General features: G+C 73.6%; 17 protein-coding genes. 7 read left to right on the forward strand and 10 right to left on the reverse strand.

From position 1 onward, the window contains the following. Nucleotides 1-22: 22 nt before the first annotated feature. Together ruvA and ruvC are read right to left on the reverse strand one after the other, a co-directional pair. Nucleotides 23-640, reverse strand: coding sequence for a Holliday junction branch migration protein RuvA (ruvA, locus tag AC0VYM_RS20600; protein ID WP_475454632.1), 618 nt, complete (start codon nt 638-640; stop codon nt 23-25). 76 nt (nt 641-716) lie between these two features. Beyond that, nucleotides 717-1,265: a crossover junction endodeoxyribonuclease RuvC gene (ruvC, locus tag AC0VYM_RS20605; RefSeq protein ID WP_431870338.1), complete on the reverse strand. Its 549-nt coding sequence runs from the start codon at nt 1,263-1,265 to the stop codon at nt 717-719. A gap of 207 nt (nt 1,266-1,472) precedes the next feature. Between ruvC and AC0VYM_RS20610 the strand changes: the two genes are divergently transcribed. From AC0VYM_RS20610 to AC0VYM_RS20630, 5 genes are read left to right on the forward strand one after another with little or no spacing between them, the layout of a single operon-like run. Beyond that, nucleotides 1,473-2,297, forward strand: coding sequence for an NUDIX hydrolase (locus tag AC0VYM_RS20610; RefSeq protein ID WP_475463139.1), 825 nt, complete (start codon nt 1,473-1,475; stop codon nt 2,295-2,297). Between the two features lie 49 nt (nt 2,298-2,346). Continuing rightward, nucleotides 2,347-3,510 (forward strand): molecular chaperone DnaJ, encoded by a 1,164-nt coding sequence (locus AC0VYM_RS20615; protein ID WP_475454635.1) that lies wholly within the window; start codon nt 2,347-2,349, stop codon nt 3,508-3,510. After that, the gene (locus AC0VYM_RS20620; protein WP_475454637.1) at nt 3,497-4,483 is read left to right on the forward strand and encodes a hypothetical protein; all 987 of its coding nucleotides are present in this window, start codon (nt 3,497-3,499) and stop codon (nt 4,481-4,483) included. Before AC0VYM_RS20615 ends, AC0VYM_RS20620 begins: the two co-directional genes overlap by 14 nt. Next, complete coding sequence (locus AC0VYM_RS20625) at nt 4,480-5,841, forward strand: adenylosuccinate synthetase (RefSeq protein ID WP_475454639.1); 1,362 nt, start codon at nt 4,480-4,482, stop codon at nt 5,839-5,841. Before AC0VYM_RS20620 ends, AC0VYM_RS20625 begins: the two co-directional genes overlap by 4 nt. Before the next feature lie 46 nt (nt 5,842-5,887). Further along, nucleotides 5,888-6,313 carry a PPOX class F420-dependent oxidoreductase gene (locus AC0VYM_RS20630; protein ID WP_475454641.1) on the forward strand — a complete coding sequence of 142 codons (426 nt, stop codon included), beginning with the start codon at nt 5,888-5,890 and terminating at the stop codon, nt 6,311-6,313. A gap of 10 nt (nt 6,314-6,323) precedes the next feature. On the opposite strand, the gene AC0VYM_RS20635 is transcribed toward AC0VYM_RS20630, so the two are convergent. Then, nucleotides 6,324-7,202, reverse strand: a complete 879-nt coding sequence (locus tag AC0VYM_RS20635) for a LysR family transcriptional regulator (protein ID WP_475454643.1) — start codon at nt 7,200-7,202, stop codon at nt 6,324-6,326. A gap of 113 nt (nt 7,203-7,315) precedes the next feature. On the opposite strand from AC0VYM_RS20635, the gene AC0VYM_RS20640 reads away from it, so the two are divergent. Both AC0VYM_RS20640 and AC0VYM_RS20645 read left to right on the forward strand, forming a co-directional pair. Then, nucleotides 7,316-8,215: an alpha/beta fold hydrolase gene (locus AC0VYM_RS20640; protein WP_475454645.1), complete on the forward strand. Its 900-nt coding sequence runs from the start codon at nt 7,316-7,318 to the stop codon at nt 8,213-8,215. A 60-nt stretch (nt 8,216-8,275) separates the two neighbouring features. Beyond that, on the forward strand, nt 8,276-9,334 hold the full coding sequence (locus AC0VYM_RS20645) for a tartrate dehydrogenase (RefSeq protein WP_475454647.1): 1,059 nt from the start codon (nt 8,276-8,278) through the stop codon (nt 9,332-9,334). A gap of 53 nt (nt 9,335-9,387) precedes the next feature. On the opposite strand, the gene AC0VYM_RS20650 is transcribed toward AC0VYM_RS20645, so the two are convergent. From AC0VYM_RS20650 to AC0VYM_RS20680, 7 genes are all read right to left on the reverse strand, one after another. Beyond that, the gene (locus AC0VYM_RS20650) at nt 9,388-9,846 is read right to left on the reverse strand and encodes a DUF4282 domain-containing protein (protein ID WP_475454649.1); all 459 of its coding nucleotides are present in this window, start codon (nt 9,844-9,846) and stop codon (nt 9,388-9,390) included. 192 nt (nt 9,847-10,038) lie between these two features. After that, nucleotides 10,039-10,785: a YebC/PmpR family DNA-binding transcriptional regulator gene (locus AC0VYM_RS20655; protein ID WP_378741264.1), complete on the reverse strand. Its 747-nt coding sequence runs from the start codon at nt 10,783-10,785 to the stop codon at nt 10,039-10,041. Then, on the reverse strand, nt 10,782-11,390 hold the full coding sequence (gene pdxT, locus AC0VYM_RS20660) for a pyridoxal 5'-phosphate synthase glutaminase subunit PdxT (protein ID WP_475454651.1): 609 nt from the start codon (nt 11,388-11,390) through the stop codon (nt 10,782-10,784). The genes AC0VYM_RS20655 and pdxT overlap by 4 nt, the downstream gene beginning before the upstream one ends. A gap of 42 nt (nt 11,391-11,432) precedes the next feature. After that, the gene (gene pdxS, locus AC0VYM_RS20665; protein WP_475454653.1) at nt 11,433-12,344 is read right to left on the reverse strand and encodes a pyridoxal 5'-phosphate synthase lyase subunit PdxS; all 912 of its coding nucleotides are present in this window, start codon (nt 12,342-12,344) and stop codon (nt 11,433-11,435) included. Between the two features lie 262 nt (nt 12,345-12,606). Further along, complete coding sequence (locus AC0VYM_RS20670) at nt 12,607-13,080, reverse strand: hypothetical protein (protein ID WP_475454655.1); 474 nt, start codon at nt 13,078-13,080, stop codon at nt 12,607-12,609. A gap of 44 nt (nt 13,081-13,124) precedes the next feature. After that, complete coding sequence (locus tag AC0VYM_RS20675; RefSeq protein ID WP_475454657.1) at nt 13,125-14,321, reverse strand: glycosyltransferase family 4 protein; 1,197 nt, start codon at nt 14,319-14,321, stop codon at nt 13,125-13,127. A gap of 62 nt (nt 14,322-14,383) precedes the next feature. Next, a complete protein-coding gene (locus AC0VYM_RS20680) occupies nt 14,384-15,334 on the reverse strand; it encodes a phosphatidylinositol mannoside acyltransferase (protein WP_475454659.1) in 951 nt (316 codons plus the stop codon). Nucleotides 15,335-15,371: the final 37 nt, after the last annotated feature.

Here is a 15,371-nt window from a genome sequence, read left to right on the forward strand (position 1 = left end):
TCCCTCCGGTTCCCGTTGGGGGCTAGGCGCGGCTGAGCCTGCGCAGGGCGCTGCGCAGCAGCACGGTGACGTCGTTGGTGTCCTCGGCCTCGGCGGCCACGGCGGCGGCCGCGGCCTCGGCGTCCTTGCTGGACCAGCCGAGGTTGACCAGGCCGGAGACGACCTGTCCGCGCCAGGCCCCGTGGGGTTCCATGCCCTGGGGTCCGTCGGCGGGCGGCAGGGTGCCGTCGGTCATGACCGGGGCGTCGAGCTTGCCGCGCAGTTCCAGGACGATGCGCTGGGCGCCCTTCTTGCCGATGCCGGGCACGCGGGTCAGGGCCGTGGTGTCCTCGGTGGCCACGGCCTGGCGGAGGCTGTCGGGGCTGTGCACGGCGAGCATGGCCAGGGCGATGCGGGGTCCGATGCCGGAGGCTGTCTGCACCTGTTCGAAGAGGTTCCGCTCGTCGTCGTCGGCGAACCCGAAGAGGGTGAGGGAGTCCTCGCGGACTACGAGGCTGGTGGCGACGGTGCCCTCCTCCCCCACGTGGAGTCGGGAGAGTGCGGAGGGGGTGCACTGGACGGTCATGCCGACCCCGCCGACGTCGATCACGGCGCTGGCCGCGCCGCGTGCGGCCACCCGGCCGGTGAGGAACGCGATCATCTCGTGTGGGGCACCGGGAGGGGTGCCCGTCTCCTTCCTGGGGGTGCTGCTGCCTGTGGCGATCGCCGCTCGGGGGCTAGCGGCCGCGTGTGCGGCGGGCCAGTTCCACCTTGCGGGCGAAGTCCTGTTGGGCCTGGGCGACCCGGGCCTGGGCCCCGCCGCGCCAGATGTGGCAGATGGCCAGGGCCACGGCGTCCGCGGCGTCGGCCGGTTTCGGCGGCCCGTCGAGTCCGAGGATACGCGCCACCATGCCGCCGACCTGTTTCTTGTCGGCGCGGCCGCTGCCGGTGATGGCGGCCTTGGCCTCGCTGGGGGTGTGGGTGGCCACGGGGAGGCCCCGCCGGGCGGCGCAGACCAGGGCGATGCCGCTGGCCTGGGCGGTGCCCATGACGGTGCTGAGGTTGTGCTGGGCGAAGACGCGTTCGACGGCGACGGCGTCCGGTTCGTAGGTGTCCAGCCACTCCTCGATGCCGCGCTCGACCTCCACCAGGCGCTGCGGGAGCGGGGTGTCGGGGCTGGTGCGGATGGCGTCGGCCGCCAGGAGGCGCAGGGGGCGGCCGATGGCGCCCTCCACGGCCCCGACCCCGCAGCGGGTCAGCCCCGGGTCGATCCCCAGCACGCGCACGTCCCCACCCGCTCCTTCGTTCGACCGTCTCGCGGACGCCGTTCTCGAACGTCCGTTCGCACCATGCTAGCGGCGGGCTCCGACGGGATCGTCCGCCACGGGCGGCGTGTCGGCCCGTGGACTCGGGGGGTGGACGGACGGACCGGTCGGTGCTAAGTTCGACTCACATCGAGAAAAACTCAGAATGAGAACAACTTGGGGGAAGCAGTGTCCGAGGGGATCGACGAGCCGACGGGCGCGGGGACGGACCGCTACGACGCGGCCGACGAGCGCAGGTACCTCGACGGCTACGACCCGCACGCCTTCGCGCCCGTCGCCGTCACCGTGGACGTGGTGGCGATGACGATCCGCGACGGCCTCCCCCACGTCCTGCTCGGCCGACGCACCCGACAGCCCCAGCTCGGACGGTGGGCCCTGCCCGGCGGGTTCGTCCGGGCCGAGGACGGTCCGCGGGGCCCGGCCGACCGCGACCTGCCCGACGCCGCCCTGCGCGTGCTCACGGAGAAGACCCCGCTGCCCGCCGAGCTCCACCTCGAACAGCTCGGCACCTACGGCGCGATCGACCGGGACCCGCGCATGCGGGTGGTCTCGGTGGCGTACATGGTGCTCGCCCCCGACCTGCCCGACCCGCACACCGGCCGCGACACGGCCGAGGCGGCCTGGGTGCCGTGGACCGCGCTCGGCCACGGAGACGGTTCCCAGGAGCGGCACGACCTCGCCTTCGACCACGCGCGCGTCCTCGGTGACGCGGTCGAGCGCGCCCGTTCCAAGCTGGAGTACACCGCCCTGGCCGCCGCCTTCCTCCCCCCCACCTTCACCGTCTCCGCGCTGCGCGGGGTGTACGAGGCGGTGTGGGGGCGCACCCTGCACGCCGCCAACTTCCACCGCAAGATCCAGGCCACCCCGGGGTTCGTGGAGGACACCGGGGAGCTGGCCGAGCGCGGGGGCGCGGGGGGCGGGCGCCGTGCCCGGCTGTACCGGGCGGGCGGCGCGGCCCTCCTCCACCCGCCGCTGCTGCGCGGCGCCCAGTGAGCCCGGACCGGTGAACACTCGCCGGGCCACACCCTCGGAAGGGAGAAGGATGGACCAGGAGCGACACCCCCATGACGGATTCGACTCCGCCCTGCGCGACCTCGCCCTCGCGGCCGACCCCGGCGCGCTGTTCGGCCCCCTGCCCGTCGACGGCGGGGCGGTCCCCCCGGCCGCCACGGCCGCGTACCGGCGCCTGGCCCGGCTGCTCCACCCGGACACCGCTCCCGCCACCCGTACGGCCGAGGCCGCGGCCGGGTTCTCCGGGCTCACCGAGGCCTGGCGGCGCTACCGGCTGGCCGCCGAAGGGGACCTGGGACTCGACGACCTCACCCTGGTGACCCGGAAGCGCGCCTACCACGTCAGCCGGGGCGGGGCTCTGGCCAGCGGCGACGTGGCCGACCTCCACCCGGTCCGGTGGCGGGAGGGCGACCGTGACGGCCCTTGGCGGGACGGGGTACTCAAACTCCCCCGGGCCACGCGCGACAACGACCTGATCCTGGCCGAGGCCACCGCGCTGCGCCGGATCAGGGAACGCGGTGCCGCGGCGTACCGCGCGTTCGTCCCGGAACTGGTGGAGTCGGTCCGCCACCGCGACGCGGCCACCGGGGTGGAGCGGCGCGGCAACGTCCTGGGCCTCCTGACCGGCTTCCACAGCCTGGCCGGGGTGCGGCGGGCGTACCCGGACGGGATCGACCCGCGCGACGCCGCGTGGATGTGGCGGCGCCTGCTGGTCGCGCTGGGCAACGCCCACCGGTCCGGGGTCGTGCACGGCGCGGTCGTCCCCGAACACGTCCTCGTCCACCCCGAGGCGCACGGTGTCGTCCTCGTGGACTGGTGCTACTCCGTCACCTTCGCCGAGGCGCGCACCGCGCCGCACGTGCCCGCGATGGTGCCGCACCGCGAGGAGGCGTATCCGCCCGAGGTCACCCGGCGCGGCCCGGCCGTGCCCGCCACCGACGTGTACATGGCCACCCGGTGCGTGGAGTTCGTGACCGGCGGCCGCCTGCCCGGACCGTTGCGGGCCCTGGCGCGCGGTTGCACGCTGACCTCCCCCGACCGGCGGCCCGGGGACGCGTTCGCCCTGCTCGACGAGGTCGACGAGGCGCTGGAGCGGTGCTTCGGCCCGCGCCGGTTCCGCCCCTTCTCCATGCCCGCCCAGATCCCGACCCACCCCCACACAGGAACAGAAGGAGACCACGATGGGAAGCAGTAACTGGTCCACCGACGCCCACCACGCCCGACGGGCCTACCAGGCCTCGGCCGGCAGCAGCGGGTTCGACTACCACGACGACGTCACCACCGCCCCGCGCGACCAGTGGCGGGCCCACCCGTCGCTCGACCCGCACGGCGTGGGCGTCCGTGAGAGCCGTGACTCCGACGCCCACCCCAACTCGCTGGCGGTGTCGGTCCTCTTCGACGTCACCGGCTCCATGGGGCGCGTGCCCCGCGCCCTCCAGGCCAAGCTCCCCGACCTGTTCGGACTGCTGCTGCGCCGGGGGTACGTGGAGGACCCGCAGATCCTGTTCGGCGCGATCGGTGACGCCACCTGTGACCGCGTGCCGCTCCAGGTCGGCCAGTTCGAGTCCGGCAACGAGCTGGAGGACGACCTCGGCAACATCCTGTTGGAGGGCGGGGGCGGCGGTCAGATGACCGAGTCCTACGAGCTGGCGATGTACTTCATGGCCCGGCACACCGCCCTGGACTGCCTGGAGAAGCGGGGGCGGCGCGGCTACCTGTTCATCGTGGGCGACGAGATGGCCTACGGCGCGGTCAAGTCGCGGGAGGTCCGGGACGTGATCGGTGACGACCTCGACGAGAACGTCACCCTCCCGGCGATCCTGGAGGAGCTGCGGCGCAAGTACGAGGTGTACTTCCTCATGCCGACCGGCAGCCACCACTTCCGGGACGACCGGGTCCGGGAGTTCTGGGAGGGGCACCTGGGCCAGAACCTCGTCCTGCTGGACGACCTCGACGCGGTCTGCGAGACGATCGCGGTCACGGTGGGCCTGGGTGAGGAGGCCATCGATCTGGAGGAGGGGCTGCGGGACCTGGCCGACGCCGGATCGGACCAGGCCGACGTGGTGGGCCGGGCCCTGCGGCCGCTGGCTCGCGGGCGCGGAGCGGTCGCCACCTCCTCGGGCCTGGAGGGGCTGGCCGGTGACGGCGCGGGGGTGGACCGGCTGTGAACGACCGGACTGGACCCGGCGAGCACGCGATCGTGGTGGACCTGGGGTTCGGCGACGCGGGCAAGGGCGTGACCGTGGACCTCCTGTGTTCGGGGGGCGGGTACGGCGCGGTGGTGCGGGCCAACGGCGGCGCGCAGGCGGCGCACAACGTGGTGACCCCGGACGGTCGGCACCACACGTTCGCGCAGTTCGGGGCGGGCACGCTCGCCCCGGGCCGTCCGGTGCCCACACACCTGTCCCGGTTCGCGGTGGTGGACCCCTTCGCGTTGGCCGCCGAGGCGGAGCACCTGTCCTCCCTGGGGGTGGCGGATCCGCTCTCCCTGGTGACGGTGGACCGGCGCGCGCTGATCAGCACTCCCTGGCACGCGGCCGCCAACCGCGCCCGCGAGCGGGCCCGCGGCCGGGACCGGCACGGTTCGTGCGGGATGGGCGTGGGCGAGACGATGGCCTACTCCCTGGAGCACCCGGAGGACGCGCCCACCGTGGGTGACTGCGCGTCCCCGGCGGTGCTCCGCCGCAAGTTGGACCGGTTGGCGGAGCGGCTGGCGCCGGTGCTGTCCGAGGCGGAGGACGGGGGCGGCGGCGCGGATCGGGAGCCCCGGCCCGACCCGGACGCGTGCCTGGCCGCCTACCGTGCCTTCGCCGAGCGGGTCCGGCTGGTGGACGAGCGGTACCTGCCCCGGCTGCTGGCCCGGACACCGGTGGTCTTCGAGGGTGCGCAGGGCGTGCTGCTGGACGAGTGGCACGGCTTCCACCCGTACACCACCTGGTCCACGACCACCGCCGTGAACCCGCTGGCGCTGCTGGCGGAGGCGGGGATGGCGGGGCGGGCCCGGCGGATCGGGGTGACGCGCACCTTCGCGACCCGCCACGGGGCGGGGCCGCTGGTGACCGAGGACGCCGGGCTCACCGAGCGGTTGGCCGACCGGCACAACCTCGCGCACCCGTGGCAGGGCGGGTTCCGGGTGGGCCACCTGGACCTGGTGGCGCTCCGGTACGCGCTGGAGGCCACGGCGGGGGTGGACGCGCTGGTGGTCACGCACGCGGACGCCCCCGCCCGGCTCGGGCGGGACCTGCGCTGGTGCGTGGGCTACGAGCTCGCGGACGGGAGCCCGGTGCGGATCGCGCCGGGGGCCTCCCCCGACCTGGCCCGCCAGGCCCGGCTCACCGGTCTGCTGGGCGCCGCGCGCCCGGTGCTGGAGCCGGTGCCGGGGGACGCGCCGGGTGCGGTCTCCGACGCCCTGGGGCTGCCGCTGGAGGCGGTGTTCTCCGGCCCGACCAGGGCCGACGCCCACGTACCGGTGCGCCGGGCCCCACGCGTGGGGCCCCTGCCCCGGCGTCTCCCCGCAGCGGTGTGAGCGTGTCGGACCGGAGGCGCGGCGGATCGCGTCCTACCTTGGGGCCATGAGCTCCCTGACTGATCCCGAGGTCCGCGACTTCCTGCTGTACGGCACGCGCACGGGCAAGGTGGCCTACACGGCCTCCGACGGCCGCCCGCTGGCCGCGCCGATCTGGTTCACCATCGACGAGGACGGCCTGGTGTTCAACACCGGCCGGAACAGTGCGAAGGGGCACGCGTTCGCGCGCGACCCCCGGCTGACGCTGGTGGTGGACCGCGAGGAGCCCCCGTACGGCTTCGTCCAGGTCCAGGGCGTGGCCGAGGTGTCCGAGGATCCCGGCGAGCTCCTCCGGACGGCCACCGCCATCGCCGCCCGGTACATGGGCGCGGACCTGGCCGAGGAGTACGGTCGCCGCAACGGCGTGGCCGGTGAGCTGGTGGTGCGGGTGCGTCCGACCAGGGTCGTCGCGGAGATGGACATGACCGGCTGAACGGCCCGGTTCACGGCCGGGCGGCGGCGTGCTCGACGAAGGCCCGGGCGGCGGCGGTGAGCGGGCCCCGGCGGCTGATCAGGGCCACGTGCAGGTGGTCGGTGGGGACCAGGTCCAGGACGAGCACCCCGGCCTGCTCGGCGAGGCCGCGCCAGGCGTCGGTGACCACGGCCAGCCCCGCACCGCCCAGGACCAGCGGCAGGATCGACACCCGGTGCTCGCTCTCCACGGCGATGTGGGCGTCCAGGCCCTCGGCCAGCAGGCGGTCGGCGAACCGGCGCATGCCCGAGCCCTCGTGGCCGACGATCAGGCGGTGCCCGGTCAGCTCGTCGACGGGGACCGGGGCACCCGGGGAGAACGGGCCGCCCCGGGGCGCGAGGAGGACGAAGGCCTGCCGGACCAGCGGGTGGACGTGCACCTCGGTGTCCCGGAGCGGGGTGTCGGTGGCGACCACGCCGAGCTCGCAGGCACCCGTGCGGACCATCTGGACGGCGTCCCGGTTGGTCAGGGCGCCCCGGATGGACACCGACACCTCGGGGTGGCGTTCGGTGAAGCCCGCGACCAGCCCGGTGAGGGGTTCGATGGACTGGGTGGGCAGGGCGGCCACGTCCACGCGGCCCCGGCGCAGCCCCCGGACCGCCTCCACCGCCGAGCGGGCCAGGTCGAGTCCGCGCACGGCCTCGCGGGCGGGTTCAACGAGCGCGTGTCCGGCGTCGCTGAGCACGAGGCGGCGGCCGATCCGGTGGAAGAGGTCGCTGCCCAGGTCACGTTCCAGCGTGCGGATCGCCTGGGAGAGGGAGGGCTGGGACAGGTGGAGGGCGGCCGCGGCGCGGTTCACCCCGCCGTGGTCGACGACGGCGAGGAAGTACTCCAGCTGACGCACGTCCACGTCACCCCTCCGCCCGGTTCGTCCTTCGCTGTCCGATCCTATAGGCCGTGCCTATCAGCGCTATCGACAACCGGTCTTGGACGGGCGCCGTGCCGGGCTGCTGTGATCAGGACATGAACGACCGACTTCTCCCCGGTTTCACCCGGCACGACGTGGAGGTCGAGGGGCTGCGCCTCAACGTCCGCCGGGCCGGAGAGGGACCCCCCGTCCTGTTCCTGCACGGCTACCCCCAGACCCACCTGATCTGGCACCGGGTCGCCCCGCTCCTGGCCGACGGTTTCAGCGTCGTGCTGGCGGACCTGCGCGGCTACGGGGACAGCGACAAACCGCCCTCCGACCCCCGGCACCTGACCTACTCCAAGCGGGCCATGGCCCGGGACCAGTACCTCCTCATGCGTGAGCTGGGCTTCGACCGCTTCGCCGTCGTGGGACACGACCGGGGGGCGCGGGTCGGACACCGGCTGGCGCTCGACCACCCCGAGTCGGTCACCGCCTTCGCCGCCCTGGACGTGGTGCCCACCCGGTACGCGTTCGAGCACGCCGACGCGGACTTCGCCACGGGCTACTACCACTGGTTCTTCCTGACGGCGGGCCACGGCATCCCCGAACACCTCATCGGGCGGGACCCCGGGTTCTGGGTCCGGACCCGTATGAACGCCCGCCACCACGGCGGTTCCGCGTTCGACCCCGAGGCCGTGGACGAGTACGTGCGCTGCTTCGGCGACCCCGCCGCCATCCACGCGTCCTGCGAGGACTACCGGGCCGCGGCCACCGTCGACCTCGAACACGACCGGGCGGACGCGGGGCGCCGACTGGAGTGCCCCGTCCTGCTCCTGTGGGGCGACCACAGCTTCGTCGGACGCCACTACGACGTGCCCGGCGCATGGTCCGAGTACGCCTCTGACCTGCGCGGACATGGCCTGGACTGCGACCACTACGTGCCCGAGGAGGCGCCCGAGGCCACCGCCGCCTCCCTGCGCGCCTTCCTGGGCGAGCACACCGCCCGGGCCTGACCCCGGGTTCCCTGCCCCTCCCCCGCCCCTCGACCGCCCACCTCATCCGATGGAGACCCCATGAAGCAGTACCGCATCGCCACGATCCCCGGAGACGGCATCGGCGGTGAGGTCGTCGCCCCCGCGACCGCCGTCCTGGACCGGGTCGCGGCCCACCACGGGTTCGCCCTGACCTACGACGAGTTCGACTGGTCCTGCGAGCGGTTCGCGCACACCGGCGCGATGATGCCCGAGGACGGCCTGGACCGGATCCGCCACCACGACGCCATCCTCCTGGGAGCGGTGGGCTGGCCGGGCGTGCCCGACCACGTGTCCCTGTGGGGCCTGCTCATCCCCATCCGCCGCGAGTTCCACCAGTACGTCAACCTGCGGCCGATCACCGTCCTGGAGGGCGTGCCCAGCCCGGTGACGCGCGCGCTGCCCGGCGAGGTGGACTTCGTGGTGGTGCGGGAGAACAACGAGGGCGAGTACTCCCGTGAGGGCGGCCGCTTCGACCGGGGCACCCCCCGGGAGCGCGCCGTGCAGGAGTCGGTCTTCACCCGGAAGGGCGTGGAGCGGGTCCTGGAGTACGGCTTCGACCTCGCGGAGCGCCGCGGCGGCCGGCTGACCTCGGCCACCAAGTCCAACGGGATCGTGCACACCATGCCGTTCTGGGACGAGCTGGTGGCGGAGCGGGCGGCGCTGCACCCGGACGTGGTCTGGGACCAGGAGCACATCGACGCCCTGGCCGCCAAGGTCGTGCTGGACCCGGCCAGGTTCGACGTGATCGTCGGCTCCAACCTGTTCGGTGACATCCTCAGCGACCTCGCGGCGGCGGTCGCCGGCGGGATCGGGATCGCCCCGTCGGCCAACCTCAACCCCGAACGCGAGTACCCGTCGATGTTCGAGCCGGTGCACGGCTCGGCGCCCGACATCGCGGGTCAGGGGGTGGCCAACCCGCTGGGGGCGCTGTGGTCGGCGTCGATGATGCTGGACCACCTGGGCCGTCCCGAGGCGGGAGGGCAGATGATGGACGCGGTGCGCGCCGTCCTGGCCGAGGGCCGGGTGCGCACCCGCGACCTGGGCGGCGAGGCGGGGACCGACGAGTTCACCGCCGAGGTCCTGCGCCGCCTCCCCTGACGTCCCCGGGTCGGCGGCCTTCAGCCGCCGACCCACCGGATCAGGGAGACGCCCTAGAGGCCGCCGCGCTTGCGCAGGGCGCTGAGGTCCTCGCTGATGCGGAAGACCACGATGAGCAGTTCCAGGGTGATCCGGGCGACCAGCACGGAGACCGCCGTACCGATGAAGGTCCCGATCAGCATGAAGAAGCCGAGGACGCCGAAGTCCTGGTCACCCATGAGCGAGATGGAGCTGACCAGGCCCGCCAGGAACCCGAAGGCGATCAGGACCAGCCACAGGATGTAGACGATCCTGATGATCCGGGAGGTGATGAACTCCTGGAAGGAGAAGTCGAAGAGCGCGCCGAAGAAGCCCGGGGTCTTCTGCACGGGCTGGGCGTAGGCACCGGGCTGCTGCGCGGGCTGCTGGTAGTACTGGCCGCCCGGGTAGCCGCCGGACTGGGGCTGCTGGGGAGGCTGCTGCCCGTAGGGCTGCTGCGAGGGGTCCGGGGTGTACTCCGGGGGTTGGCTCATGGGGGTTCCTTCGCCGGTTGTCGGGGGAATCGCCGCGCCCCTGTCGGGGGTGGTGCGCGGTACCACGTACTGTACTCAATCGGACACCGCCCCCGCCCTTCCGTTTCCGGACACGGGAACGCCCGTGGCCGCGCCCCCGTTTCGGGGGTGCGGCCACGGGCGTCGACGCGTGGTCCCGTGCGGGCCCGGGCCTCAGAGCTCGGCCATGACCTCGTCGGGGATGTCGGCGTTGGTGAAGACGTTCTGGACGTCGTCGGAGTCCTCCAGCGCGTCCACGACCCGCATGACCTTCTTGGCGCCCTCGGCGTCGACCGGGACCTCCATGGTCGGCAGGAAGCTGGAGTCGGCGGACTCGTAGTCGATGCCCGCCTCCTGGAGCGCGGTGCGGACCGGGACCAGGTCGGTGGCCTCGCAGACGATCTCGAAGGCCTCTCCGAGGTCCTCGACCTCCTCGGCACCGGCCTCCAGCACCGCCATGGTCACGTCGTCCTCGGTGGTGCCCTCCTTGGGCACGATCACGACGCCCTTGCGGTTGAACATGTACGACACCGAACCGGCGTCGGCCATGTTGCCGCCGTTACGGGTGACCGCCACGCGCACCTCGGAGGCGGCGCGGTTGCGGTTGTCCGTCAGGCACTCCACGAGCAGAGCCACGCCGCCGGGGGCGTACCCCTCGTACATGATGGTCTGCCACTCGGCGCCACCGGCCTCCTCACCGGAGCCGCGCTTGCGGGCGCGCTCGATGTTGTCGGCGGGCACCGAGTTCTTCTTCGCCTTCTGGATGGCGTCGTAGAGCGTCGGGTTCCCTTCGGGGTCCCCACCACCGGTACGCGCGGCCACCTCGATGTTCTTGATCAGCTTGGCGAACAGCTTGCCGCGCTTGGCATCGATGACGGCTTTCTTGTGCTTGGTGGTGGCCCACTTGGAGTGGCCGCTCATGCAAGTCCTTTCACGATGTCGACGAAGAGGCGGTGGATACGCGTGTCGCCGGTGAGTTCGGGATGGAAGGACGTCGCCATCAGGCCGCCCTGTCGTACGGCGACGATCCTACCGGCCTCGTTCGGGCCGGAGACGCTACCGAGGACCGACACCCGCGGGCCGACCGACTCCACCCAGGGCGCGCGGATGAACACGGCGTCGAAGGGGTCGTCGCCGATCCCGTCGATCCGCACGCCGGTCTCGAAGGACTCCGTCTGGCGTCCGAAGGCGTTGCGGCGCACCGTCATGTCGATGCCGCCCACGGTCTCCTGGTCCGCCGTTCCCCCCAGAACACGGTCGGCCAGCATGATCATCCCGGCGCACGTCCCGTAGACGGGCATACCGTCCGCGACCCGTGCGCGCAGCGGCTTCATCAGGTCGTACCGGACGGCGAGCTTGGACATGGTGGTCGACTCGCCGCCCGGGATCACCAGGCCGTCGACGGTGTCGAGCTGGTCGGCGGACAGGACCCGCGCGGTGCGGGCGCCCAGGTCCCGCAGCATGTGCGTGTGTTCGGCCACGTCGCCCTGGAGGGCGAGCACACCGATGGTGGGGTTGGCGGTCACGTACTGCCTCGTCGGTCGTGGGTTCGGCGGTCGGGGCTCCGGCTACCAGCCACGACCGGCGTAGCGCTGGGAGTCCGAGAGCTCGTCCAGGTTGATGCCGACCATGGCCTCGCCCAGGCCGCGCGAGACGCGGGCGATCACGGCCGGGTCCTCGTAGTGCAGGGTGGCCTGCACGATGGCGTCGGCGCGCTTGGCGGGGTCGCCGGACTTGAAGATGCCCGAGCCGACGAACACGCTCTGGGCCCCCAGCTGGCGCATGAGCGCGGCGTCGGCGGGGGTGGCCACGCCGCCGGCGGAGAACAGCGGGACGGGCAGCTTGCCCAGGCGCGCCACCTCCTTGACGATCTCGTACGGGGCGCGCAGCTCCTTGGCGGCGCCGAACAGCTCGGGCTCGTCCAGGGTGCCCAGGCGCTTGATCTCACCGTTGATGGAGCGCATGTGGCGGGTGGCCTCGACGACGTTGCCGGTACCGGCCTCGCCCTTGGAGCGGATCATGGCCGCGCCCTCGGCGATCCGGCGCAGGGCCTCACCGAGGTTGGTGGCGCCGCAGACGAAGGGGACGGTGAACGCCCACTTGTCGATGTGGTACGCCTCGTCGGCGGGGGTGAGGACCTCGGACTCGTCGATGAAGTCGACGCCGAGCGACTCCAGGACCTGCGCCTCGACGAAGTGTCCGATCCGGACCTTGGCCATGACCGGGATGGAGACCGCCTCGACGATGCCGTCGATCATGTCGGGGTCGGACATCCGGGCGACGCCGCCGTCCTTGCGGATGTCGGCGGGGACCCGCTCCAGGGCCATGACGGCGACGGCACCGGCGTCCTCCGCGATCTTGGCCTGCTCGGGCGTGACGACGTCCATGATGACGCCGTTCTTGAGCTGCTCGGCCATGCCGCGCTTGACGCGCTGGGTACCGACGGCGTTGTCGGAGGTGTTCGCTGCGTTGGTGGCCACGGTGGTGGTCTCCCGTTCGTTCGGCTGACTGGGGGCCAGGACCCGCTCTCCGGACGCCCGCGCGGCCGGGAGCACGACCTGGGTGCGACGCGGCGCGGCGCTCCCGACGACCGCACGCGCACACGCGGGCACCGTCGGTGGCGCGCACCGGGTCGACCAACGTCCCATCCTAGTTCCACCCGATTCGCCGCCTTTGGCCAGGCTGGAGTATCGGTGTGTGACGTGTGGCCACCCCGTCCGCACGAGGGGACCGGGCCCCGGTTCAGCGCCGGGGCGGCCGGTCGTCCATCTCGAAGTAGTCGGGCAGCGCCGCGGTGCCCGCCAGACGCAGGAGCCGGACCAGTCGGGAGCGGCGCGCGCGACGCGTGTCGGACACGGCGTCGTTGTGGAACACCCGGGCCAGGTACACGCCGCGCGCGGCCACCGTCACCTCGTCCAACCGCTCCGGGTCGGGTCCGCCGTGCGGACGGTCCAGGGCGGCGCGCAGTGCCTGGGAGAGTCGGCTCTCCGCGAGTTCGCGCCCTCCCTCCCCGGCCCGGCGCGCGCTGTTGGCGGCGGCGGCCAGTTCCCGCGCCTCCCCCGGCTCCAGGCCGGGGTCGGCCGCCAGGTCCAGGACGGCGGCGGCCCGGCGCAACAGGGCGGCGTCCAGGGCGGCGCGCGCGGTCTCCACCCGGTGGTGGAGTCGGTCGAGCCGGGTGGCCCGCCACGACAGGTAGAAGCCGAGCAGGACCAGCACGAGCAGGATCGACGCGACCAGTGTGACGAAGCGAACGTCCTCGATCAGGGCCGCTCACCCCGAGGCCTCGGGTGTCCGCGCCGCGCCGCGCCGGGGGCACGGGGGCCGCCGTCCGCCCGTACCCCGGGGTGGCCCCGGTCGTCCCACGACAGGACGGTCTCGTACACGTGGGCGATGTCGGCGGCGACCGTGGCCCAGTCGTAGGCGCGCACCGCGCCGCGCGCGGCCTCCGACAGCGCGGCCCGGCGTTCGGGCGAGTCGAGCAGGGCCCCGGCGCGTTCGGCCAGGTGGTCGGGGTCACCGACCCGGAAGAGCTCCCCCGCGGCGCCGCCGTTCAGGACGGCGGCGAAGGCGGGGATGTCGCTGGCGACGATCGCGGCCCCGGACGCCATCGCCTCGGTCAGGACGATGCCGAAGCTCTCCCCGCCCAGGTTGGGCGCGCAGAAGACGTCGGTGGAGTGGTAGGCGCGGACCTTGTCGGCGTCGTCGAGCCGCCCGAGGAGCACCACGCGCTCACGCACGGAGTCGGGGACCCCGGACAGGTCGGCCTCCCCCGGTCCGGCCACGAGCAGCCGCAGCCCGGGGCGGTGCGGGGCCATCCGGGAGAAGGCCTCCAGGAGTACGGCCAGGCCCTTGCGGGGTTCGTCGAGTCGGCCCAGGAACCCGATGGAGCCGCCCCGCCCCGGCCAGCCGGGCAGCGGTTCGGCCTGCGCGAAGCGGCGCACGGACACCCCGTTGGGGATGAGCACGGCGTCTCCGCCCACGTGTTCGACCAGGGTGCGCCGGGCCGCCTCGGAGACGGCCACGCGGGCGTTGATCTTCTCCAGCGCCGAGCGGAGGGCGCCCGAGCTCGCGGCCATGGCGCGTGAGCGCGGGTTCGAGGTGTGGAAGGTCGCCACGACGGGTCCGTCCGCCGCCCAGCAGGCCAGGAGGGAGACGCTGGGCGCGGCGGGTTCGTGGATGTGCAGCAGGTCGAAGCGGCCCTCGGTGATCCACCGGCGGACCCGCGCGGCCGTGCGCGGCCCGAAACTGAGGCGGGCCACCGAACCGTTGTAGGGCACCGGGACCGGGCGTCCGGCCGGGACCAGGTACGGCGGGATCGGGTGGTCGGGGTCACCGAGCGGCGCCAGGACGGAGACCTCGTGGCCCATCGCGCCCAGCGCCTCCGCGAGGTCGCCCACGTGCTGCTGCACCCCGCCGGGCACGTCCCAGGCGTAGGGGCAGACGATCCCGACGCGCATCCCGCTCCCTTCCTCCTCTGGGGTCGTGTCGTCCGGGGGTCCGGTCCGCGTCAGCGCCCGGATCACCGCCGCGCTTCCAGTGCGGGCGCGACCGCCGCCTCGGCCTCGTGGCGGCGGACGCGGTCGGCGTCGTGGTCGGCGCTGAAGACGGCCTGGAGCATGTGCCAGTTCTCGGGGTGCTCCGCGATGGCGCCCTCGAAGACCCGGACCAGCGCCTGGGTGGTGTCGTGGACGCGCCGGGTGCGGGAGCCCTCGGTGGCGACGGGGACCTCGTCGTGGACGCGGATGTTCCAGTACGGGCCGTCGTACCAGAGGGAGACCGGCATGAGGGCGGCCCCGGTGTTCAGGGCGAGCGCGGCGGGCCCGGAGGGGACGCGCGCCCTCTCACCGAAGAGGTCCACCTCCAGCCCGGTGCCGTTGACGTCGCGGTCCGCGAGCAGGCACACCAGACCGCCCTCGCGCAGGCGGCGGGAGAGCACCCCGACGGTGTTGGCGGCGCCTCCGGTCAGTGGCAGGACCTCCATCCCCAGGGACTCCCGGTAGGAGGTGAACCGCTGGTAGAGGCTCTCGGGGCGCAGCCGCTGGGCCACGGTGGTGAGCGGGGTGCCGCGCGCGGCCATCCACGCCCCGGCGTGGTCCCAGTTGCCCATGTGCGGCAGTGCCGCCACCACGCCGCGCCCGGACCGGACGTGCTCCTCCAGCACCTCGATCCCGGTCTGGCGGGTGCGGGCGAGGAGGTGCTCCCGGTCCATGACGGGCAGCCGGAACATCTCGTAGTAGTAGCGCATGTAGGAGCGCATCCCCGCCTTGGACAACGCCCTGAGCTGCGCGTCCGTGGCGTGCGGCCCGACCGGCCTGCGCAGGTTGCGCTCCAGCCCCCGGGTGCCGTCGTTGTGGGTGCGCCAGGCCCGGTCGGCCAGCCCCTGGAACACCGCCCGGCCCGCCGCCTCGGGTGCGCGGCGGACGAGGGTCCACCCCGCCGAGTAGGCCAGGTCGGCCATGCGTTCGTCCACGTCGTCTTCCTCGTCCTCTGGTGCTTCGGTCCCTTCG

The sequence above is a fragment of the Nocardiopsis sp. iso_237 genome (assembly GCF_056173345.1).